Raw genomic sequence first — 20,395 nt, forward strand, 5'->3', positions numbered from 1 at the left:
CGGTCAGAACCGCTCGCCCACCATTTCCTCGCTCTTGGCCCACAGCGCCTTGGCGTGCTCCGGGTCGAGCGCATAGTCGCGCACGCCGGCCATGACCTCCGCGCCTTCGACGCGTTGCGCCACATGGCAGTCCTCGCAATAGCGACCGCCGACTTCGTCTGCGGAGGCGACGATTCCGGCCCAGACCGACGTCGCCGCGCCCTGCGGGATGGTCTTGTAGGTAAAGGGCGGCAAGCCCGCCGCGGCATTGGCCGCATTGATCCGCTCAATGCGGCCTGTCAATTGCTGCCTGACCTCGGGCGTCAAGTAGCGGCTAAGCTCAGTCTGGATGCCGCCCGGATGCAGGGCCGTCGCCCGCACCCCATTCGCCTTGTGGCGCCGGTCGAACTCGACGGCGAACAATATGTTGGCGGTCTTCGAACGGCCATAGGCCCCGAACTCGGTATAGGGGGTGCGTTCGAAGTTCGGGTCGTCGAGGTCGACGTCGGAGAAGCGGTGGCCCGCCGAGGACAGGTTGACGAGGCGCGAGCCGGGCTTCAGCAGCGAGGCGATGCGGTTGACGAAGACGAAATGGCCGAGGTGGTTGGTGCCGAACTGGGTTTCGAAGCCGTCGGACGTCTGGCTCTTCGGACAGGCCATGATTCCGGCGTTGGCTATAACGAGGTCGAACGGTTTGCCGGCGGAAACCAGGGCGTCGGCGCAGGCGCGCACGCTGGCGAGCGAGGCGAGATCGAGTTCGATCAGCTCCAGCCCGCCGCCGTTCGCGGCCTGGGCGCGAACCTCTTCGGTCGCGGCCTTGGCCTTGTTCAGGTCGCGCGCGGCGCCGACCACCAAGGCGCCATGGGCGGACAGGGCGCGGGCGGTTTCGACGCCAAGCCCGGCGGAGGCGCCCGTGACGAGAATGCGCTTGCCTCTGAGGTCCACGCCTGCAAGGACTTCGTCCGTTGTCGAAGTCGCTCCAAATGGTCCGGTCATGATTTTCTCCGCTGTTTGGCGTCAATCTCCATCCGCGCCAAGCCGGGCCGCGATGATTGCCAAAAGCTGGCGAGGCCTGTAAGCGGAGGATGTCTCCGTCATATACGGAGAGGCCCTCCGTTTATCAAGGGACTGTAAATTGTGAACGCCAAGGCCGAGAGGCCAGCCCTTCGCAGACCGCGAGAGAAGCATGCGGAGGCTGCGGCGCCCCTGCGGAAGCCGCGCGCGGACGGGCAACGGAACCGCGAACGGCTGATGGAATCGGCGAAGGCGGCGTTCGCCGATCTCGGCGCGGAAGTGAGCCTCGACGAAATCGCCCGCCGCGCAGGCGTCGGGATCGGCACGTTGTATCGGCATTTTCCGACTCGCGGCGCGATCGTTGAGGCGGTTTACCGCCGCGAGGTCCAGCAATTGGCCGGTTCGGCGACGCGCCTTCTCGCGTCGTTGGCGCCCGGCGAGGCTCTGCACGAATGGATGCGGCTGTTCGTCGACTACGTCGCCACGAAGAAGGTCATCGCGCCTGCTCTGGGGTCTATCGGCGGCGGCGCATCGCAGCTCTATGCATCCTCGGGCGCACAGATCACCGACGCGATGCGTTTGCTCGTGGACCGCGCGGGCGCCATCGGCGCCATCCGTCCGGACGTCGATTCGAACGATCTTTTGCGGGCGCTGGTCGGCTTCACCTATGGCGTCGCCAGCCCGGACTGGCAGGCCAGCGCGCTACGCCTGATCGACATCCTGATGGACGGCTTGCGGCCGCCGCGTCCGATCCGCGCTCCGTAGATTTTATCGCGGGTCGCGGCCATCGCGACGCAATTCTCACATCAGCGCGGTCCGTTCGCAATAACAGCCGGCTTGCAGAAGCCGCGTGTTGATTGTCGAGGCGGACGCAATGCATTCGCCACAGGTTTGGCCATGCTGCGCTTCGCGACAATCTCCTCGGGGTGACAGCGCTCGGACCGCATGGCATGACTTTGCCGCCCCTTTACATCGGCGCCATCCATGGACACGTCCCCCTCGCTCGCCGATCTGCTTCACGCCTGGCGCGATTTCTACGCGCTCGTCGGCGCGGCCTCGGCGACGCTGGTCGGCCTCTTGTTCGTCGCGGCGTCGATCGGCGCCAGCGCGTTCAGGGAAGAGCACCGCACGCCGCTGAACTCTTTCCTCACGCCGACCGTCGTGCATTTCGCCGCGGTTTTGTTCACTTGCATATGGGGCTGCGTACCCTCGCAGAGCTGGTGGAGTTTTGGCGGCCTGCTCGGCGCCGGATGGCTGCTCGGACTGATCTATTGCGCAAGCATCGTGTTTCGCCTGATGATCCAGCGAAGGTTCAAGGTCGATCTCAGCGACCGGATATTTTACGCGGCGATCCCGGCGCTGGGATATCTCATGATGCTGATCGCGGCGGCGCTGCTGCTCATGCAACGGCCGGCGAGCGTCGAGATGATCGCCGCCGCGCTGCTGACCTTACTGTTCGCCGGCATTCGCAACGCCTGGGACATGACCCTATGGACCGCGACGAAGTCGCCGCCCGGCGGAGAGCCTCCGCCCGTTTAACCCGGCGTCCATTTCCACTCGAATCCGTTAACGAGAACCTCCACTTCCCTAATGTCGCAGACGGATGGATCGACATAAAAAGTCATATATTGGCCAAGCTTCGCCGCTACCGGCGGATTGAAGGGCGGCGGGATGAGGGAGATTTTTTCCACTTCCGCTTGCCGCCCGCTACTATTCTCACCCGCTTGCGCGCCGCCGCCGATCAGCAGGGCGGTCGGGTCCTGGATATAGACGCGACAATTGCCCTTGTTCACCGCAAAGCCGGTCATGGAGAAGTCGGGAGACGAGGGCGCTATTTCTATCGCTGTCGCCGCGACGCGGTTCGAAATTCGACTGTCCGGCTGCTTCACGGTTATTTTGACGGGCGAGTAACCTTCCCCGGCGGGAGCTTCGACATAGCGTGGAGCGTTTGGGTCCGATGTCGTTGGAGGGCGCGTCGCGATAGCGCCGCCGGCTGGAGTTTGCGTGTCGCGAGCGGCCATCGCGTTGAGCGCATCGAGGCTCGTTCGCGCCGGCCCATAGCCGTGGTCGGCGGCCAATGCGTACCATTTCATCGCCTGGCTGGCGTCGCGCTCCACGCCTTGACCTCTAGCGTATAAATCTCCCAGAGCGTTTTCGGCCGGGGCGAAGCCTTGCGAAGCGGCCAGACGCAGCAGCCTCTCCGCCTCCGCGTAATCCCGCGCCACGCCTTGGCCCAGGACATACAGCGATCCGAGAGCGGCTTGCGCCGGCGCGAGCCCCTGATCGGCGGCGAGCCGGTCCCATTTGGCCGCTTCGCCGTAATCTTTCTCGACGCCCTGGCCGTTGAAATAGAGGGAGCCGAGATTGACTTCGGCGAGCGCGAAATTCGACCTCGCCGCTTTCAGGAAAAATTTCAGCGCGTTGGGAAAGTCCTTGTTCGCATCGTACGCGCGGCCCAGTTGGAAATTCAGTCTGGCCGAGTCAGGGTTTTTGGCCACAGCGTCGAGACAGGCGGGAATGGCAGTCTTCGGATCGATTTTGCTGAAAGGGATTCCGGCGACGGGGCTCATTTTATCGAAGTCGCTCGCGGCGTCGCGATCGCAATCGGTGACGGCAGCTTGCGGCTCCGGCGAGTTCGCCGTCTGGGCTATGGCGATATGCAATCCGGCGCCGCATGAGGCGGCGACCCATACGATTACTGGAATTTTGAGCTTATGCGCCGATTTCATACACTGCCGCCATCGCGTCGATCCGGTTGCGGTTAGAACTCGACGAGCTTGACTTGCCGCTCGCCGCCTCTTCGCCGTCATGGCCGGACTTGTTCCGGCCATCCACGCGGCGCTGACGCGATACGCTCTCAAGTCTTGCGACGGCGGCGCGGCGTGGATGGCCGTGACAAGCGCGGCCATGACGATCAGGCAAGCAAACCAGTATAATCAAAAAGTCTCTCTTTCAGAGGCTTGTTCAGAGGCTTGGTATCAGACGCCATCAGCGGCGGCAGGCTTTAGGTTTGTCGAGTCTCTGATAGCGGTAGGCTGCGGCCGGCATTGCAAGGCGAAGCGACCGGCACGCCGCGATCCTAGCAGCGTTTCTATATCGATCCGGCCTCGACCATATAATTATTCGCCGTGCACATCGCCGAATCGTCGGAAGCGAGGAACAGCGCCATGCGCGCGAGATAGACCGGTTCGATCAGGTCGGGCAGGCATTGGCGGGCGAGGTGGCGCGCGATCGCCTCAGGCTTGGCCCATAGGGCCTTCTGCCGCTCTGTCATCACCCAGCCGGGCACGATCGTGTTGACGCGGATGCGGTGCTTGCCAAGATCGCGCGCGAAAGCGCGGGTCATGCCATGCACCGCTGCTTTGGACGTGGTGTAGACGGGCATGCCGCCCGCCGCTTCGAACCATGAATTCGAGCCGAAGTTGATGATCGATCCTTTGCCGGCCGCGATCATGTCGGGCGCGACCGTCTGGATCGCAAAGAACATATGGCGAAGATTGGCGGCGATGCGCTCGTCGTAATAATCGGGGGTCACGTCCTCCCAGCCATGCCTGTCGTCGCGCGCCGCATTGTTGACGAGGACGCCGGCCGGCCCGACAGCGCTCTTCAACCTGGCGAAAGCGCTTTTAAGCGCCGCGATGTCGCGCAGATCGCAGGGCTCGAACCGCGCCGTCGCGCCCGCGCTCGTTAATTCCTCCGCCAGCTTGCGTCCGCCCTCCACATCGATGTCGACGAAACCGACATGCGCCTTTTGGGCGGCAAAAGCCCGGACCATGTCCCGTCCGATGCCCGATGCGCCGCCGGTGACGAACACGACAGCGCCGTTGAGACTGGGATATTGCGCGAATGACAAAGCTTGCTCCTTGGGTGGAAAGAAAGTGCGCCGATATTCGAGGGCCGCCGCTATCGTCATTGCGAGCGGAGCGAAGCAACCCACGAGTCGTGACTTCACCGATTCAAGCTAAAGCGGCGCGATCACGGTTTTTCTGATTGCACACTGTGAACAATTCAGCAAAGCCCTCGACCCCTGGGTTGCTTCGCTCCGCTCGCAATGACAGTCGCGATCTCACCCGATCGCCGCCAGCGCTTTCTCCATCTGCGCGATCTCGGCCTTGGCGCCGACCCGCATCTTGCGCTCCGCTGCGCGATAGAGCGCGATGACCTGGGCGCCCGCGGCGGTCAGTTCGGCGCCGCCGCCGTTGATTCCGCCGGGCCGGGCGGCGACCAGCGGCTTGACGAACATGCGGTTCATCTCTTCGACTAGCAGCCACGCCTTGCGGTAGGACATGGAATGGGCGCGCCCCGCCGCCGAAATCGATCCGGTCTCGCCAATCGATTCGAGCAAAGCGATTTTGCCGGGGCCAAGCCGCCGGCTGTCGTCAAAATCAAGGCGAATCGTGAGGCGCGTCGGCATGGCCGTCCCTGACGTTTGCCGTGATGTTGCGTCGGATCGCGAGGCGCGGCAAGCGGCCTATTGCGCGGGCGCAATCGCCAGATCGATGGCGGCGGCCGGCGCGTTGCTGATCTGGACCGTCAGGGGCCCGGCCTTCAGGTCGAAGCGCACGCTTTTGCGCACGCCGGGACAACCTTTCTGCCCGGAGAAATCGGTGGATTTTACGAGAGAATTGTCCTGGACCGCGTCGATCCGCCCCTCGTCCGACAGCGTGATCTCATAGGAGCCGGCTTTGTCGATATTCGCAACGGCCAGCGTCGCGCCGAAGCCGCCAGGTTTCAGCGCCTTCTCCGGCGGCGTGCGAAACGCGACGGATTCATTGGGGGCCAAGGTGACGGCATAGCCTTGCTCCGCCGCGATCGTCGCGCCGGAAGCGACAGGCTTGCGTTCGGCGCCGAACCAGGCGCGCTCGCGCGCCACGCTCCATTTGAATTGATCGCAACCTGTCTTGTCCTGCGCCCACGCGCCGCTGCAAACGAACGCCAGCGCAAGCGTGAGGCCGAATGCCGATATCGCGCGACCCGTCATCCGCTTCGTCTCCTAATCGATTCCGATCATCACATCCGAGGATTTGACGACCGCATAGGCCGCCTTGCCTTTGACGAGGCCGAGTTCGTCGACGGATTCATTGGTGATGGACGCCGTGACGATGGCGCCGTTGACATCGAGGCGCACATGCGAAGTCGTCGCGCCCTTGGTGATTTCGACGATCTTGCCTTTGAGGATGTTGCGCGCGCTGATTTTCATGGAAAGGCGCTCCTGCCGGTTCAGTTCAGGACCTTGAAGCCCTGACGCTCGAAGATCGCACGCCCCGCGGGCGACTTCAAATAGGTCAGGAACTTCGCCGCGGCTTCATGATGCGATGAGGCGGTCAGCGCGAAGGGATAAAGGATCGGCGCATGCGACGCCTCCGGGAATGTGGCGACGACCTTGACGGTGGGATCGGCGACGGCGTCGGTGGCATAGACAATGCCCAGCGGCGCTTCGCCGCGCGCGACAAAGGCGAGCGCGGCGCGCACGTTGTCGGTCATCGCCAGATGCGGTTCGACGACGCTCCACAGCCCGAGATTGCGTAAAGCTTCCTTCGCATAGCGGCCGACCGGCACGGTGTTGACCTCGCCGGTTGCCAAATGCCCGGCGCCGATCGCCTTGTCGAAAGCGTCAGGGGTGAGCGCGAGCGTGTCGGTCGCCGATTGCTTGGGGGCGACGACGACAAGCTGGTTGCCGAGCAGATCGGACCGGCTGTCGGCCTTCACTGCGGCGCCTTTGACGGCTTCGTCCATCGATTCCTCGTCTGCCGAAGCGAACATGTCAGCCGGCGCCCCGGCGACGATCTGGCGCGCCAGAGCGAGCGAGCCGCCGTAGCTGATCTTGATCTCCGCGCCGCCCTCCGCATGAAAGGCGACGGAGGCCGCATCGAGCGCGCTCTTCAGGCTCGCGGCGGCGAAGACGACGATGGGTTCATCGGCGCGGGCGGGCCATGCGACACACGGCAGCGCCACGCAAAGGGCGATGGACGCGAGGCGAAGCAGTGGGCGCATAAATATTTCCGGATTTGTTGGCGGCAGGTCCGTGGCTGCGCGCTATTTGCATTAGGATATAGCGCTTGGCACGCAGAGACTAGGCGGTAATGGCTCCCCTTCCCCCTCGGGGGAAGGATCGCTAGCGCCTCACCCCGAATGCGCAAACGCCCAGTAAAGCTCCCGCGCGCGTCGGAAGGCCGGCCCGGGCTGCAGGTCGCGTTGATCGATGCGGCGCACCGGCGTCACCTTGCCGAAATTGCCGACCACGAAGATCTCGTCCGCCTCGTCGAAATCGGCAAAGCTCAAGGTTGCTTCCCGCGCATCCTTGCCGTCCTCGCCGAGCAGCTTCAGCACGCGCTGGCGCGTCACGCCATTGAGGAAGCTGCCATTGGCCATCGGCGTCTTGATCACGCCGTCCTTGGCCATGAATATGTTGGCGGTGGCGAGTTCCGCGACATTGCCGAGCACGTCGCACAGGATGCAGTTGTCGAAGCCGCGCGTGCGCGCCTCCATCAGGGCGCGCGCATTATTGGGATAGAGGCAGCCGGCCTTGGCGTCGATCGGCATGGTGTCGGCGGTCGGCTTGCGATAGGCCGAGCGCGTGATCGCTATGCCGGTCGGCTCGGGCAGCGGCGCTTCATAGATCGACAGCAGGAAGCGCGTCGAATCGGGGTCGGGCGGCACAGAGCCAACGCCGTTGCGTTCGGCCCAATACATCGGGCGGATATAGAGGGCCGTTCCCGGCGCGAATTTCTTCACGCCTTCGCGCGCCAGCTCGGCGATCGCCTCTTCGCTCATCGTCGGCTTCAGCCACATAGTTTTGGCCGAACGATTGACCCGCGCGCAATGACGATCGAGATCGGGCGTTACGCCTTCGAAAGCGCGGGCGCCGTCGAACACGCTGGAGCCGAGCCAGAAAGCATGGCTGCGCGGCCCAAGGATCGGCTTGTTGCCCTCGATCCATTCGCCGTCGAAAAAGGTGAAAGTCTGCGACCAATCCGCCATTTTTGGTTCTCGTTCGTCCAGAGTTCGATGAAAATGAGGTTCGGACCGTAAGTTAAGGCGGCTGAAACGCAAAATCACGCGTTTGCGACGACTATTTTGGGCTTAAGTTAAATGATCTCGCCGCCTCGCCGCGGCCAGATGACTCCAGGGGGTCGAATCATGGGCTGGCTGCTCGATAATTCCCTCGCGGACATGCGGGGCCCCGATTTCCTGATGTTTTACGGAATATTCGCCTGCGTCGTTCTGATCGGCGCTTATTTCTACCTCGAGACGCGGGACACGACAGGCGGAATGACGCCGCCCCCGACGCCGCGCGATATCGATCCCTATGAACTCTCCTACTTGCGCGGCGGGATCAATGAAATCATTCGCACGGTGATCTATGCGCTCCGCCAGAAGGGGCTGATCGCCTTCGAGAAGGGGCGCATCCAGGCCAGCGGCGTCAGCGCGCAGGAACTCGCGCCTATCGAACGCCTTGTTTTCGATGCGGTGTCGCCCGCGCCGAAAATCGCCGCGCTGTTCGCGGACAGGGATCTGCGAAACGCTCTGGAGCGCTTGTGCGGCGCCGCCAAACAACGCTTGTCGGCCCAGCAATTGCTCGCGCCGCCGGAGATTCGCCGCGCCGGCTATTTCGCGTTGGCGATCGCTGGCGGCCTGCTCGTCGCGTTCGCCGCCTACAAGGCCTGGGCGGCCATCATGCACGGCCGGTCGAATCTCGGCTTTTTGTTCATCGAGACGGCGTGGTCGTGCGGCGCGCTTTTCTTGATATTCCGGAAGAAGACCGCCAGCGTCGCCAGCAAACGCGGCAAGGCTTTTCTGGCGCAGATTCAACTGGCCTATTCCGGCCATGTCGGCGCCGTTTTCGGCGCCGCGACTGAGGGGATCGGGGGGAGCGCAGCGGCGGGCGGCGCCGCGCTGCTCATGGTGGGCCTGTTCGGCTTCGCCATCTTGAAGGGCACGCCCGACGCGGCGCTCGCCCAGGCGTTCGCGCAATCGTCTGGATCGGGCGGCGATGGCGGCGGCGGATGTGGGGGCGGTGGCGGAGGGGGGTGTGGCGGCTGCGGCGGCGGGGGAGGAGACTAGCGATGGCCGCACTCGCCGATCTCACGCCTCTTGGGGTCGGCCTTGGCTATCGTGCGCCGTTTCGCGCCGATCTGTTCGCCAGTCGCGAAAGGGTCGATTTTCTGGAGGTGATCGCCGATCATTATTTCGACGCGGCCCAGGAAAAGCTTGATGAGCTTGATCTGCTCGCCAATCATTTCACGCTGATCCCGCATGGGCTCGATCTGTCGATCGGCAGCGCCGAGGGGATCGATAGCGCTTATCTCGATCGCTTCGCCGCGCTGATCGACCGGCTCGATCCGCCCTATTGGAGCGAGCATCTTTCGTTCACGCGCGCCGGCGGCGTTTCGATCGGCCATCTCGCCTGCCTGCCCTATACGCGGGAAGCGGTGGACGCGGTTGTCCGGAACGTCGAGATCGTCCGCCGGCGGATCAAGGTTCCGCTGATCCTCGAGAACATCACCGCGACGGTGTTGATTCCGGGCGCGGAAATGGACGAGCCGGCATTTGTCGACGCGGTGCTCAGCGAGGCCGATTGCGGCTGGCTGTGCGACGTGACCAACCTCTTCACCAATGCGGTCAACGAGGGGCGCGATGTCTCGGCCGAACTCGATCGCTGGCCATGGGAGCGCGTCGTGCAGATGCATTTTGCCGGCGGCCGCATCAGCGAGGGCGTGCTGATCGACAGTCACGACGGGCCGACCTCACCGGAGGTCTGGCGCCTGCTAGAGGCGGCGGTCGCCCGCTCCAAGGTGAAAGGCATCATCCTGGAGCGCGACGAACGCCTGCCGCCGTTCGGCCAATTGCTGGATGAACTCGACAAGGCGCGCGCGATCGGCCGATGGCTCGGGCGATGGCCTTAAGCGCGGTTCAGGCGGCGCTGGCGCGCCTGTTCACCGACGAGGCGGCGCGCGCGGCCTTTCTGCGCGATCCGCAGGGCGCGGGGCGCTCGCTTGGGCTCGATGAAGGCGAGGCCAACATGCTCGCGGCGATCGCGCCGAAAGCCTTGCGTCAGTTCGCCGGCGGCCTGAAAGCCAAACGCGCGCTCGACGCGCGCAAAGCGATGCCGCTCACCGCCAAAGCGCTTGGCGAGGCTTTCGGCCGTCATTTCCGCGCCGCCGCGCAATCGGCGCCGGCCGGCGCCAGCCGCGTGAGAGAAGCGCGGGCGCTCGCGATGCGGCTCGCCGCGCTCGCTCATGAGCGCAAGTTTGAGCCCAAATGGGCCGGCGATCTCGCTCGCTACGAGGCGGCTTTCGTCGAGGCCGCGCACAGGCGATTCGGGTTGCGGTTGCTGTGGTTTGGCTATCCCGTCGGCGCCATCGCCGCATCGCTTCACGCCGGCGCCCCCGTCAGCGCTATCGCTCCGGCAACGACGCTCGGCCTATGGGCGCGGCGGCCGGGAGGACGGCTCTTCCATCGCTTATGGTCCTTGACGCGTTGAAATTGCCGGGCCGCGCCGCCGTCGCCGGAAGGCGGATAGTCGAGGACGCCTGTGTCGGATAAAGTCGCGCCGCCGAGACTTGCGAGATGGAGAGCAAAACTTTGAACCCTGCGCGAAAGGCGTCGCTTCGGCTCACCCTGATCCGCCATGGCGAAACCGAATGGTCGCTTTCCGGCCAACACACCGGCCGCACGGACATTGCGCTGACCGCGCGCGGCGAGGATGGCGCCCGCGCGCTCGAACCCTGCTTGCGGGGGATCGCCTTCGCGCGCGTGCTGACCAGTCCGCGCGCCCGCGCGCAACGAACAGCCGTGTTGGCCGGGCTAGGGGCGGCGGCCGAGATCGAACCGGATCTGGCGGAATGGGATTATGGCGATTACGAAGGGCTGCGCTCCGCCGACATCCATAAGGAGCGGCCCGGCTGGAACATCTTTCGCGACGGATGTCCCCATGGCGAAACACCCGCAGAGGTCGCCGACCGCGCCGACCGGCTGCTCGCGCGGCTGCGCGCGGAGGGCGGCGAGATCGCGCTGTTCACGCACGGCCATTTCGGCCGCGTCCTCGCGGCGCGATGGATTGGCGCGCCTGTGATCATGGGGGAGCGTTTCACGCTTGGCGTGGCGTCGCTCAGCGTACTTGGCTTTGAGCCTAGCCATCCCGAGACATCGACGGTAGTATTATGGAACTTTGATCCGTCGAACGAACCAGGGAGCGCGCGATGCAAGTGAACCCCTATCTCCTGTTCAACGGCGATTGCGAAACGGCGTTCAGGTTTTATGAGCCAATCGTCGGCGGCAAAATTACCGCGATGTTGACCCATGTCGGCACGCCGATGGCGGCGCACACGCCGCCCGAATGGCATCACAAAATCCTTCACGTGAGCATGACAATCGGCGACACCGTTCTGATGGGTTCCGACGCGCCGCCGGACCGTTATGAAAAGCCTCAGGGTTTTTCCGTCTCACTTGTGCTCAAGGATACGGGCGCCGCAGATCGTATATTTCACGCTTTGGCGGAGGGCGGATCGGTGCGCATGCCGATCCAGAAGACCTTCTGGGCCGCTCGTTTTGGCATGCTTGTCGATAAATTCGGCATTCCCTGGATGATTAACTGCGACGAGCCCGCCTAAGCGCGGACGCCGCCGCCGGCGCGCGATGGACGAACGGCGCGGGACGTGGGAATATGCAGGACGCGCGCCGCCGCGGCGGCGCTTCATCAGGAGAAGCGCCTCCGGTGAGCGACATCGCCACGACGCCAAAGACCAAAACCCGGACGAAGACGGAACGACCGCGTCTGCACAAGGTCATTCTCGTCAACGACGATTATACGCCGCGCGAATTCGTCGTCACAGTGCTCAAGGGCGAATTCAGCATGAGCGAGGATCAGGCGCATAAAGTGATGATCACCGCGCATCGGCGCGGGACCTGCGTCGTCGCGGTCTTCACCAAGGACGTCGCCGAGACCAAGGCGACGCGCGCCATCGACGCGGGCCGCGCCAAAGGCTATCCGCTGCTGTTCACCACCGAGCCGGAGGAATAACCGGCATCACGCCGAAGCGGTTTCAGCGCACGCCGGTGGTGCTGCCGCGAAACAAATCCTTCTGCTCGTGCGGCGGCGCGCGCCAATATTGCGGCGGCGCCTCGACCGTCGCGCCAAGCGCGGCCGCCGCACGCCACGGCCAGTGGGGATCGTAGAGCATGCCGCGCGCCAGCGCGACGAGATCAGCCTTGCCGCTCGCGACAATGTCCTCGGCTTGCTGAACCTCGGTGATCAGACCGACGGCGATCGTATTGACGCCAGCCCCTTCTTTTATCGCTTGCGCGAAGGGCGTCTGATAGCCGGGCCCCAGCGCGATCCGCTGCAACGGCGAAACGCCGGCCGAGGACGCGTCGATCCAGTCGACGCCGCGGCTTTTAAGCGCCTTGGCGAAGGCGATGGTGTGCTCGACATCCCAGCCGCCTTCCACCCAATCTTTCGACGAGACCCTGATGCCGAGGGGTTTGTCAGCGGGGAAGGCGGCGCGCACCGCGTCGAACACTTCGAGCGGGAAGCGCATGCGGTTTTCGAGCGAACCGCCATATTCGTCGCTGCGCTGATTGGATATCGGCGAAAGAAATTCATGCAGGAGATAGCCATGGGCCGCGTGCACCTCGATGGCGTCGATCCCCAGCCGCGCCGCGCGCTTGGCCGTCGCCGCGAAGGCGTCTCGCACCCGCTTGAGGCCGGCGGCGTCAAGCGCCAGCGGCGCCGGCTCGCCCTCCTTGTAGGGCGTGGCGGACGGACCATGCGGCGCCCAGCCGCCTTCGGACAGCGGGATCAACTGGCCGCCCTCCCAGGGCAAATGGCTCGACGCCTTGCGGCCGGCATGGGCGATCTGCATCGCCACGGCGATCTTCGAATGCTTGCGGATCGCGGCCAGCACCGGCTTGAGCGCCGCTTCGGTGGAATCATCCCAAAGCCCAAGATCGCTGGGCGTAATGCGCCCGTCCGGTTCGACGGCCGTCGCCTCGATGCACAGCATGGCGGCGCCCGAAAGCGCGAGGCCGCCAAGATGAATCATATGCCACGCCGTCGCGCGGCCCTCTTCGGCCGAATATTGGCACATCGGGGAGACGACGATGCGATTGGGGAGGGTCAGGCTGCGCAGCGTGAATGGGGAAAATAGGGCGCTCATCGAGGGGCCTTCGGAAAAGAGAACGATCGGTTCCATATAAGGCTTCGAACCGATAAGCAAATAGGCGCGGCGGCCGGACGCTTCGATATCAGGCCGAGTCGAAAGATTGATGGTCGGGAGGAGTTCAATAATCGCAATCTTGCGCGTGGCGCCATTTTACCGGATAGTCATGTTTGAAATAGGCGCTGGCGGGCCGTCATGTCGAACCAATTCTCGCAATGGTTTTGGCGGGGCGCGCATTGGATTTGGACGTCTTTTGCGCGCCGCCCGCTGTTGCCGCTTCAATATTTTGAAGATGTTCTCGCGGTCGAGTTCCGCGCCATCAACGAGCGTCGCAAAGAGCATGGCCGACCGAAGGTCTCGCCGTTTGCGCCGCCGCCCGCGCGCCGCCCGGAGCCATCGCTGGTCAGGCCCCGCGCGCCGGAATCGAAACGGTCGCGCAAACTTTCACCCGATCCGCGCAAGCTCTTCGCCAGCGCCGCGGATCATGTCGACGCGGCCGTTCGCATTGATGCGCTTGCGCAGCCGCGCGTCGACCTCCGCCACCCCGATTACGACAAGACTCGTCCGCAACCCGTACCATGCGACGCGAACGGTCTCGCTTTTTCAGGCGGCGGGATCCGCTCGGCGGCGGTTTGTCTGGGAGTACTGCAGGCGATTCATGCGCGCCGCCTCCTCGAATCGATCGACTATCTCTCCACCGTGTCCGGCGGCGGCTATATCGGCGCGTGCCTAAGCGCCGCCATGAGCACGCGCGGCGGCGGCGCGTTCCCGTTCGGCGACGACGTCTTCGACAGCATCGCCGTCGCCCATTTGCGCAACTATTCCAACTATCTGATGCCGCGCGGCCGCAGTGGCGTAAGGAACATCGCGGAAGCCGCCGCCATCATCCTGCGTGGGCTGCTCGCCAATTTCGTCATCGTACTTGCCTGCCTGCTCGGCGGGGCGCTTCTCACGTTTGTCGCCTATCCCGATGCCGGATCGTTGGTTCGTGGGAGCTTTGCGCCGCGCCTGATCGACGGATTGTTATTTCACGCCATCGCGGTCAATGATCTTGTGGGAGAACAGCCGTTCAGGCTGACGCTCTGCTTGATCGTCCTAATAACGGCGGCGCTCGTTCTTTGGGCCGTGCTGCGTTCGCGTCCATGGCTTGACCGCTATACCGATGACGCCGATAGCGACGCGCTCCGCATCGCCCGCGTCCTGATGATCATGACCGCGGTCGTTGCGTTTCTCGATCTCCAGCCGGTTGCAATCGCATTCACCGTGCATGTCCACCGCTATCTGGAAAAAGAGCTTTTCTCTCCAGCCTATCTGCCAACAATCGTCGGCGCTTTGGGCGCTTTCAGTGGCGCCGTATCCGCGCTGAGCAGCTTTCTCGGCAGATTTCTCACAACGAGCGAGCGCGCCACAGACTGGAGCACTTTCGCGCTGCGCATCGCGACGCAGGGCTTGATCTTTGTTGCGGCGCTGGTCCTGCCGGTCGCGATCTGGATCGCCTATCTCGAACTTTCGCTCTGGATGATGAACGGCTCGGTCGTCCTGGCGGCCATCGCGGCGTTTGGGGTCGCGGCGCTTATCATGATCGCCTTGCAAGCCAATGGCTATTCGCTGCATCGCTTCTATCGCGACCGGCTGAGCGAGGCTTTTCTGTTCCGCGCTCCCAAACAAGGCGACGATGCCGTGACCTCGCTCGACGATTTGAAGCTATCGGAGCTGCAGGGAGACGTCGGCCCTTATCACATCGTCAATTCCGCCTTGAATGTGGAAGGATCAAAAGAAGCCAACCGGCGCGGGCGCAACGCCGATTTCTTCATGTTCACGCGCGATTTTGTCGGCAGCGATCTGACGCATTATGCGCGGGCGCACGACATGGAGCGGATCGACCCGCGGCTCAATCTCGCGACCGCGATGGCGATATCGGGCGCCGCGGTCTCGGCGAATATGGGTTCGTCCACGGTGAGGCTGCTGTCGCCGAGCCTGGCGCTTCTCAACATCCGGCTGGGTTATTGGCTGCGCAATCCGCTTGATCTCGCGACGAAATCAGGGGGCGCTTTGCAAAGAGGGTTGAACGGGCTGTTGGGGAAATTCTATCTGCTTCTGGAAATGCTCAACCAACTCGACGAGGCGAGCCGCAACATCCTGCTCACCGACGGCGGCCATATCGAGAATCTCGGAATCTACGAGCTGTTGAAGCGCGGTTGTCAGCTCGTTATTGTCGTCGACGCGGAAGCCGATCCCAGCATGTCTTTTCCGTCCCTGCTGACGCTGGAGCGCTATGCGCGCATTGATCTGGGCGTGCGGATCGCGCTGCCCTGGGAAGAGATCGCGGCGATGACCAAATCCGTCGATGCGCATATGGATGCGGATCGCGTTTGCTCCAACGGGCCCCATTGCGCGATCGGCCGGGTGACCTACGAGACCGGCGCCGAGGGAATCATAATTTACTTCAAATCCTCGCTGACCGGCGATGAGAAGGACTATATTCTCGATTACAAGAAGCGTTATCCGTCATTCCCGCATGAGAACACGGGCGACCAGTTTTTCACCGAGGAGCAGTTTGAAGTCTATCGGGCGCTCGGCTATCACATGGTCGATGGCGTTTTTGGCGGCTCGGATAGTTTCAGCTTTCCATCGACCGGCCCCGGCGCCTTTGCCGATCGTCTCGCCGTGATCGCCGCGGTTCGCGCCATGCTCGGAGCGGCAACGCCGGAATGGGTCACGCCTTGAGCCGGCGCGTCGTCCGGCGGATAAAGGAACATAAAGCCATGACAGCCAAACCGATCAAGATTCCCGGACCCGATCATCCGATCGTGATCCAGCCGAACCCGGCGCGCGTCGTCGTCACGATCGCTGGACGCGTCGTAGCCGACACGACGAAGGCCCTGGCGCTACGCGAGGCGTCCTATCCCGCCGTCCAATATATCCCGCGCAAAGATGTCGATATGGCGCTGCTGGAGCGGACGGATCGCGCGACCTATTGTCCCTATAAAGGCGAATGCGCCTATTACAGCATCCCCCTTGGCGGCGAGCGGTCGGCGAACGCCGTATGGACCTACGAGAGCCCGTTCGCCCCTGTCGCCGAGATCAAGGACCATCTCGCCTTCTATCCCGACCGGGTCGATGCGATCGAGGAGCGGCGGGAGGGCTGAGGAGCGGCGCGGCGCCTCGCATACGAGATCAGCGGTTCGCTTCGCTCCTCCCGCGCTTACTTGCCCGAGCCCGCCGTCAGTCCCATCACGATATAGCGCTCGAGGAATATTCCGATCAGCACCAGCGGCGCGATCGCCGCCGTCGACAGCGCGGCCATCGTCCACCAATTGATCCCTTGCGATCCCGTCTGGCTCGCGACCATGACGGGGAGCGTTTGCGCGTCGAAACCGGTCAACAGCGATGCGAAGAAATACTCATTCCAGCAAAGAACGATCGACAGGATGAAAGCGGCGACCATTCCAGGCATCGCGATCGGCAATACGATGCGGAAAAACGCCCCCCAGATCGAGCAGCCGTCGACGAGCGCCGCCTGTTCGATCTCGTTGGGGATCGTGTCGAACTGATCGCGCATGACCCAGATCACGATCGGCAGCACCATCAGCGTGTAAACGAGGATAAGGCCGATGCGCGTATCGAGCAGCGCGAGCTCCTTGTAGAGAATGAGGAAGGGCATCGCCAAAACGACGGGTGGCAGGATGAGTTGCGACAGGAAGAAAAAGGAAATGTCCTTGTTGCGCCATACCCCGAATTTATAATCGAACCGGCTGAGGCCATAAGCGGCGAGCGAACCGATCACGACGGCGAGCGCTGAGGCGCCGAGCGAGCAGATGACGCTGTTGAAAAACTTGTTCAAGAATTCGTCGCGGACGTTCGAGTGGGCGAAGATGGTGTCGGGCGACAGGCCGAGTGACTGAAATCCCTTCCAACTCGGCTGGAAATCGAGCCAGGGAATGAGATGTCCCTGCGTGACGTCCCTGCCGAGCTTGAAGGATGTCGATAACGTCCAATAGAGCGGAAACAGCGCGATAAAGGTCCATAGCGCGAGCGCGGCGTAGATCAGCACGCGTTCGATGATATGGGCCCCTGTCGCCGCGGCCCTTGATGATATGGGCGCGTTGCGCGGCGCGACGCCGTTGGCGACTTCAGCGCTCACGCTGTCCCTCCTTCTTCGCGAATTCCACGACGTGCAATGTTCGCGTCCTCAGGTCATCTTTTGCATGAATCGCCCCAGCGCTTTGAGCAGCAGCGTGACGAAGATGATGATAATGATGAGATAGACCTCCGCGATCATTGTCGCGTAGCCGACATTGGAGCGGTCGCGGTATTCGCGGTAGATGAAGCTGGAGATGGTGTCGGTCGCGCCGCCAGGTCCGCCCGCAGTGACGTTGATGACGATGTCGGCGAGCTTCAATTCGAAAATGACCCGCAGCACGATCGCCGTCACGCTGACCGGCAGCATCAAGGGAAAGGTGATCTCCCAGAACGATTGCCAGCGATTGGCGCCGTCGACCTTGGCGGCTTCCTTTACGTCGACCGGCAACGCCTGCAGTCCGGCGAGCAGCATGATGACGATGAAGGGAATCCACACCCAGCTATCCATGATGACGATGCTCGTTCGAGCGATCCAGGGCGAGGTGAAGAAAGCGGGGTTCTCCCAACCGATAGCTCTGGCGAAGGTCGCGGCGGGGCCGAAGCGGTTCTCCATGATCGACTTGCCGATCATCCAACTGACCGCGACGGGGCTCAGCATGAAGGGCAGCAGAAAGGCGACGCGAAAGAATTTGCGCGCGCGAATGTCGGCGTTGAGAAGCAAAGCGAGGCCGAAGGCGATGGCGTATTGGACGAGCACCGTCAACGCATAGATCGCCATATTGCTGAGCGCGTTCCAGAAATAGGAATCGCCCCAGAGCGTGCGCAGATTGTCGAAGCCGTTGAAGTGATGTCCCGACTGGGCGTTGAGGTTCCAGTCGGTGAATGCGATATAGAGCCCAAAGATCGTGGGAAAGATCACCATCGCGGCGGTGAAGAGGAGCGCGGGCAGAACGAACGCCGCCTGCTGGCCGGCTTCGCCGCGGGTCAGAATCTGGCTGCTCCCGAGCGCTACGCCCCAGAAAATGTACGTATAGAGAACCGGCCGCCAGTTCGCGAAGCCGATCGTCAGGACGCCGGCGGCGTCCAACGTCTGAAGCGCCACGACGGCGATGAGCAACAGCGTTGCGAGTCGGAAGAGCCAACGCCCCAGCCGAACGCGCCTTTCCGACAAGTCCTCATGCGCCGCTTCGAATTTGCCCCCGGTCACTGACTCTTCCCATGCGGCCTGGCGACCCTGCGGTTCGCGGCGCTCCAAATTCTTCTATCGCCCCTTCGCGGCGAAGCTTTGCGCGCCGCGGAGGGGCTGTTTGACGGGAGGATCGGTCGCCGGGTTCAGAGGCCCATTGCGATCCTATAATATTTGACCTGGTTTTCCCGACCGAGCTTGTCGGTCAGTTTCTCCCAGGCCGCCGCGATATTGTCGGCGCCCTGCTGCGCGGTCTCCTTGCCGGCGAAGGTCTTCTGCAGCTCGTCCTCGGCGATGCTGTAATATTGGAAAATGCCGGGAATGCGCGGCTCGATCGCCGAGTTCGGATGATTGTAGGACGTCGACTGCGAGTCCATGTAGGAGCCGATGTATTTCTTGTCGTATCCCGCCAGGGCCCACAGGTCGAGATTGGTGTGGCTCTTGCGATAGGGCTGGAAGCCGGAGGGATAGGCCGAGGTCCACATCGACAGATCCTTGCCGCCGAGATGCGCCGCCGCGCTCCACGCCGCCTTGTGCCGTTTGGAATCGGCGTCGACCGTCTTCATCACGTAAATGCCCCACCCGAGGTAGGCCATGTTGGGCGCGATGTTCGGACCGCTCGCGAGTTTCTCCCAGGCGCCTTTGCGGAAATTATAGACGTCGTCGGAGCCCGGCAGGATGTCGAAGCTGAGCGCGTCGCCGATGGTCGCTGTGTCGCTCGTCTTGGCGACCGTGCCGATGTCGCCCCACCATTCCAGCAGCGAGCCGGTGCCGGTGAGGAATTGCTGGAAGGCCGTCGTGCCGGGGTCGGCGTTGATCTGGTCCGCGGGCTCGTAGGGCAAGCAGTCGATCACGTCCTGGATCGCGCGGACGAAGGCGGGGTTGTTGACCTGCGGCTTCATATTCTCGTCGAACAGCCAGTTCTTTTCGCCGGGATATTTGGCGTAGGCGGTTGCGCGGCTGCACAGGAAGTAGAAGCAAAAGCCGCCCCAGGGCTTGGGCTGGTCGAGGAAGCCGTAGACGTCCTTGCCCTTGACCTTCTTGCCTTTGAGGAACTTGTTGATCGGCAATACCTGCTGCCAGGTCTTCGGCGGACCCCAATCGCCTTTGCCGCCCCCGTCTTTCCAGGCCTTGGCGAGGTCGGGATCGGAGAAGACGTCCGTGCGGATGTTCATCGTGTGGCAATCGCTATCGATCGTGACGCGATGAATCTTGCCGTTCCAGGCGCCGACCGGCGGCTTGAGGTAATTGACGATGTCGTCGAATTCGATCTGCTTCATCACCCAGTCGGGCATTTCCGACAGAAGGTCCTTGACGCCCATGTCGCCTTCGAACGGCGCGCCCATTTCGATGATGTCGAAGTCGACGGTGCCGGTCGCGATCGACTGCTGCAGGCGTGCGTTGTAATCGGCCTGGGCGAGGTCGATCCATTTGATCTTGGCGCCGGTGTAGGCCTCCCAGGGCGTCAGGAAGCCACGGAACAGGAAGTTGTGAAGGTTCTGGTTGTTCAGACCCATGAAGGAGAATTCGATGCCTTTGAATTCGCCGGGCTGGACGGTGGCCTTGGTCGGCTCGAGGCAGAGTTCGCCGACTTTCTGCCAGTCGGCGTCGGTCGGCGATCCATTGCCGGCGCCTGGAATTTTCATGATCTGGGCGACGATGCTATCGGCGGCGTAAGCCGGCGTGGCCGAGAGGGCCAAAGAGCCGTTGGCGGCGATCGCCGCGGCCGCGCCAGCGGCGCCTTTCATGAGCTGGCGGCGACTGGCCTGCATCGCCATCAATTGTTCATAAACCTGAAGTCGCATGATGATCCCTCCCGATTGTCTTGTTTTTTAACGACGATCCTCGCGTCCGTCGGATCTTCACCGACTCCTACGCAAACGGACGTCGCCCCGCTTCGCCCGGCTCTTCGCTTTGCGAATGCCCGGCAGCGCGCAGGAATCCAAGGGGAACGGCGCCCACATGCTAGTAT

At 63.1% G+C, this 20,395-nt stretch carries 22 protein-coding genes; 10 read left to right on the forward strand and 12 right to left on the reverse strand.

Translation table 11 applies throughout. The annotated features are described in order from the left end of the window. Nucleotides 1–3: 3 nt before the first annotated feature. Entirely contained in the window at nt 4–975 is a 972-nt protein-coding gene (locus GSQ90_RS06205; RefSeq protein ID WP_158813896.1) for an SDR family NAD(P)-dependent oxidoreductase, read from the reverse strand. 255 nt (nt 976–1,230) lie between these two features. Between GSQ90_RS06205 and GSQ90_RS06210 the strand changes: the two genes are divergently transcribed. Together GSQ90_RS06210 and GSQ90_RS06215 are read left to right on the forward strand one after the other, a co-directional pair. Then, entirely contained in the window at nt 1,231–1,758 is a 528-nt protein-coding gene (locus GSQ90_RS06210) for a TetR/AcrR family transcriptional regulator (RefSeq protein ID WP_158813897.1), read from the forward strand. Between the two features lie 219 nt (nt 1,759–1,977). Further along, nucleotides 1,978–2,532: a hypothetical protein gene (locus GSQ90_RS06215; protein WP_158813898.1), complete on the forward strand. Its 555-nt coding sequence runs from the start codon at nt 1,978–1,980 to the stop codon at nt 2,530–2,532. Here the strand turns inward: GSQ90_RS06215 and GSQ90_RS06220 are convergent. From GSQ90_RS06220 to GSQ90_RS06250, 7 genes are all read right to left on the reverse strand, one after another. Further along, nucleotides 2,529–3,722 carry a tetratricopeptide repeat protein gene (locus GSQ90_RS06220; RefSeq protein ID WP_158813899.1) on the reverse strand — a complete coding sequence of 398 codons (1,194 nt, stop codon included), beginning with the start codon at nt 3,720–3,722 and terminating at the stop codon, nt 2,529–2,531. The two genes, GSQ90_RS06215 and GSQ90_RS06220, sit on opposite strands and share 4 nt — an antisense overlap. Nucleotides 3,723–4,084: 362 nt before the next feature. After that, the gene (locus GSQ90_RS06225) at nt 4,085–4,846 is read right to left on the reverse strand and encodes an SDR family NAD(P)-dependent oxidoreductase (protein ID WP_210254825.1); all 762 of its coding nucleotides are present in this window, start codon (nt 4,844–4,846) and stop codon (nt 4,085–4,087) included. A gap of 213 nt (nt 4,847–5,059) precedes the next feature. Continuing rightward, complete coding sequence (locus GSQ90_RS06230) at nt 5,060–5,407, reverse strand: winged helix-turn-helix domain-containing protein (RefSeq protein WP_158813900.1); 348 nt, start codon at nt 5,405–5,407, stop codon at nt 5,060–5,062. Nucleotides 5,408–5,464: 57 nt separating this feature from the next. Continuing rightward, nucleotides 5,465–5,974 carry a hypothetical protein gene (locus GSQ90_RS06235; RefSeq protein WP_158813901.1) on the reverse strand — a complete coding sequence of 170 codons (510 nt, stop codon included), beginning with the start codon at nt 5,972–5,974 and terminating at the stop codon, nt 5,465–5,467. A gap of 12 nt (nt 5,975–5,986) precedes the next feature. Further along, the gene (locus GSQ90_RS06240; protein ID WP_158813902.1) at nt 5,987–6,193 is read right to left on the reverse strand and encodes a molybdopterin-binding protein; all 207 of its coding nucleotides are present in this window, start codon (nt 6,191–6,193) and stop codon (nt 5,987–5,989) included. Between the two features lie 20 nt (nt 6,194–6,213). After that, on the reverse strand, nt 6,214–6,987 hold the full coding sequence (gene modA / locus GSQ90_RS06245) for a molybdate ABC transporter substrate-binding protein (protein ID WP_158813903.1): 774 nt from the start codon (nt 6,985–6,987) through the stop codon (nt 6,214–6,216). Between the two features lie 129 nt (nt 6,988–7,116). Beyond that, the gene (locus tag GSQ90_RS06250) at nt 7,117–7,974 is read right to left on the reverse strand and encodes a branched-chain amino acid aminotransferase (RefSeq protein ID WP_158813904.1); all 858 of its coding nucleotides are present in this window, start codon (nt 7,972–7,974) and stop codon (nt 7,117–7,119) included. A 159-nt stretch (nt 7,975–8,133) separates the two neighbouring features. Here GSQ90_RS06250 and GSQ90_RS31980 point away from each other — a divergent pair, with 159 nt between their 5' ends. The 6 genes from GSQ90_RS31980 to clpS all read left to right on the forward strand — a co-directional run bounded on the left by GSQ90_RS31980 (nt 8,134) and on the right by clpS (nt 12,016). Further along, nucleotides 8,134–9,057, forward strand: coding sequence for a TIGR04222 domain-containing membrane protein (locus tag GSQ90_RS31980; RefSeq protein WP_174247448.1), 924 nt, complete (start codon nt 8,134–8,136; stop codon nt 9,055–9,057). 2 nt (nt 9,058–9,059) lie between these two features. Then, complete coding sequence (locus GSQ90_RS06260; RefSeq protein WP_158813905.1) at nt 9,060–9,899, forward strand: DUF692 domain-containing protein; 840 nt, start codon at nt 9,060–9,062, stop codon at nt 9,897–9,899. After that, nucleotides 9,890–10,477, forward strand: coding sequence for a hypothetical protein (locus tag GSQ90_RS06265; protein WP_210254826.1), 588 nt, complete (start codon nt 9,890–9,892; stop codon nt 10,475–10,477). The genes GSQ90_RS06260 and GSQ90_RS06265 overlap by 10 nt, the downstream gene beginning before the upstream one ends. Nucleotides 10,478–10,578: 101 nt before the next feature. After that, the gene (locus GSQ90_RS06270) at nt 10,579–11,205 is read left to right on the forward strand and encodes a histidine phosphatase family protein (RefSeq protein WP_246731430.1); all 627 of its coding nucleotides are present in this window, start codon (nt 10,579–10,581) and stop codon (nt 11,203–11,205) included. Next, nucleotides 11,196–11,606 (forward strand): VOC family protein, encoded by a 411-nt coding sequence (locus tag GSQ90_RS06275; RefSeq protein ID WP_158813908.1) that lies wholly within the window; start codon nt 11,196–11,198, stop codon nt 11,604–11,606. The genes GSQ90_RS06270 and GSQ90_RS06275 overlap by 10 nt, the downstream gene beginning before the upstream one ends. A 53-nt stretch (nt 11,607–11,659) precedes the next feature. Then, nucleotides 11,660–12,016, forward strand: a complete 357-nt coding sequence (gene clpS / locus GSQ90_RS06280; protein ID WP_158813909.1) for an ATP-dependent Clp protease adapter ClpS — start codon at nt 11,660–11,662, stop codon at nt 12,014–12,016. 22 nt (nt 12,017–12,038) lie between these two features. Here the strand turns inward: clpS and GSQ90_RS06285 are convergent, their stop codons facing one another. Beyond that, on the reverse strand, nt 12,039–13,151 hold the full coding sequence (locus GSQ90_RS06285) for an NADH:flavin oxidoreductase/NADH oxidase (RefSeq protein ID WP_158814258.1): 1,113 nt from the start codon (nt 13,149–13,151) through the stop codon (nt 12,039–12,041). A 198-nt stretch (nt 13,152–13,349) separates the two neighbouring features. On the opposite strand from GSQ90_RS06285, the gene GSQ90_RS06290 reads away from it, so the two are divergent. Continuing rightward, nucleotides 13,350–15,881: a patatin-like phospholipase family protein gene (locus GSQ90_RS06290; RefSeq protein WP_158813910.1), complete on the forward strand. Its 2,532-nt coding sequence runs from the start codon at nt 13,350–13,352 to the stop codon at nt 15,879–15,881. A 38-nt stretch (nt 15,882–15,919) separates the two neighbouring features. After that, the gene (locus tag GSQ90_RS06295) at nt 15,920–16,303 is read left to right on the forward strand and encodes a DUF427 domain-containing protein (protein WP_158813911.1); all 384 of its coding nucleotides are present in this window, start codon (nt 15,920–15,922) and stop codon (nt 16,301–16,303) included. Between the two features lie 56 nt (nt 16,304–16,359). Here GSQ90_RS06295 and GSQ90_RS06300 read toward each other — a convergent pair whose 3' ends face one another. From GSQ90_RS06300 to GSQ90_RS06310, 3 genes are all read right to left on the reverse strand, one after another. After that, nucleotides 16,360–17,220, reverse strand: a complete 861-nt coding sequence (locus GSQ90_RS06300) for a carbohydrate ABC transporter permease (RefSeq protein WP_246731463.1) — start codon at nt 17,218–17,220, stop codon at nt 16,360–16,362. Between the two features lie 126 nt (nt 17,221–17,346). Next, nucleotides 17,347–18,444, reverse strand: a complete 1,098-nt coding sequence (locus GSQ90_RS06305) for a carbohydrate ABC transporter permease (RefSeq protein ID WP_158813912.1) — start codon at nt 18,442–18,444, stop codon at nt 17,347–17,349. Nucleotides 18,445–18,569: 125 nt separating this feature from the next. Beyond that, entirely contained in the window at nt 18,570–20,228 is a 1,659-nt protein-coding gene (locus tag GSQ90_RS06310) for an extracellular solute-binding protein (RefSeq protein ID WP_158813913.1), read from the reverse strand. Nucleotides 20,229–20,395: the final 167 nt, after the last annotated feature.

The organism is Methylocapsa sp. S129, assembly GCF_009765995.1.
In the GTDB taxonomy this organism is placed as follows: domain Bacteria; phylum Pseudomonadota; class Alphaproteobacteria; order Rhizobiales; family Beijerinckiaceae; genus Roseiarcus.

Bases quoted from the DNA above. Each gene is read 5' to 3' on its own strand.
- GSQ90_RS06220 (WP_158813899.1), bottom strand. From the start codon at position 3,722: ATGAAATCGGCGCATAAGCTCAAAATTCCAGTAATCGTATGGGTCGCC.
- GSQ90_RS06275 (WP_158813908.1), top strand. From the start codon at position 11,196: ATGCAAGTGAACCCCTATCTCCTGTTCAACGGCGATTGCGAAACGGCG.
- GSQ90_RS06235 (WP_158813901.1), bottom strand. From the start codon at position 5,974: ATGACGGGTCGCGCGATATCGGCATTCGGCCTCACGCTTGCGCTGGCG.
- clpS (WP_158813909.1), top strand. From the start codon at position 11,660: ATGCAGGACGCGCGCCGCCGCGGCGGCGCTTCATCAGGAGAAGCGCCT.
- GSQ90_RS31980 (WP_174247448.1), top strand. From the start codon at position 8,134: ATGGGCTGGCTGCTCGATAATTCCCTCGCGGACATGCGGGGCCCCGAT.
- GSQ90_RS06250 (WP_158813904.1), bottom strand. From the start codon at position 7,974: ATGGCGGATTGGTCGCAGACTTTCACCTTTTTCGACGGCGAATGGATC.
- GSQ90_RS06240 (WP_158813902.1), bottom strand. From the start codon at position 6,193: ATGAAAATCAGCGCGCGCAACATCCTCAAAGGCAAGATCGTCGAAATC.
- GSQ90_RS06205 (WP_158813896.1), bottom strand. From the start codon at position 975: ATGACCGGACCATTTGGAGCGACTTCGACAACGGACGAAGTCCTTGCA.
- GSQ90_RS06310 (WP_158813913.1), bottom strand. From the start codon at position 20,228: ATGCGACTTCAGGTTTATGAACAATTGATGGCGATGCAGGCCAGTCGC.
- GSQ90_RS06230 (WP_158813900.1), bottom strand. From the start codon at position 5,407: ATGCCGACGCGCCTCACGATTCGCCTTGATTTTGACGACAGCCGGCGG.
- GSQ90_RS06285 (WP_158814258.1), bottom strand. From the start codon at position 13,151: ATGAGCGCCCTATTTTCCCCATTCACGCTGCGCAGCCTGACCCTCCCC.
- GSQ90_RS06295 (WP_158813911.1), top strand. From the start codon at position 15,920: ATGACAGCCAAACCGATCAAGATTCCCGGACCCGATCATCCGATCGTG.
- GSQ90_RS06215 (WP_158813898.1), top strand. From the start codon at position 1,978: ATGGACACGTCCCCCTCGCTCGCCGATCTGCTTCACGCCTGGCGCGAT.
- GSQ90_RS06265 (WP_210254826.1), top strand. From the start codon at position 9,890: ATGGCCTTAAGCGCGGTTCAGGCGGCGCTGGCGCGCCTGTTCACCGAC.
- GSQ90_RS06290 (WP_158813910.1), top strand. From the start codon at position 13,350: ATGTCGAACCAATTCTCGCAATGGTTTTGGCGGGGCGCGCATTGGATT.
- GSQ90_RS06260 (WP_158813905.1), top strand. From the start codon at position 9,060: ATGGCCGCACTCGCCGATCTCACGCCTCTTGGGGTCGGCCTTGGCTAT.
- GSQ90_RS06210 (WP_158813897.1), top strand. From the start codon at position 1,231: ATGGAATCGGCGAAGGCGGCGTTCGCCGATCTCGGCGCGGAAGTGAGC.
- modA (WP_158813903.1), bottom strand. From the start codon at position 6,987: ATGCGCCCACTGCTTCGCCTCGCGTCCATCGCCCTTTGCGTGGCGCTG.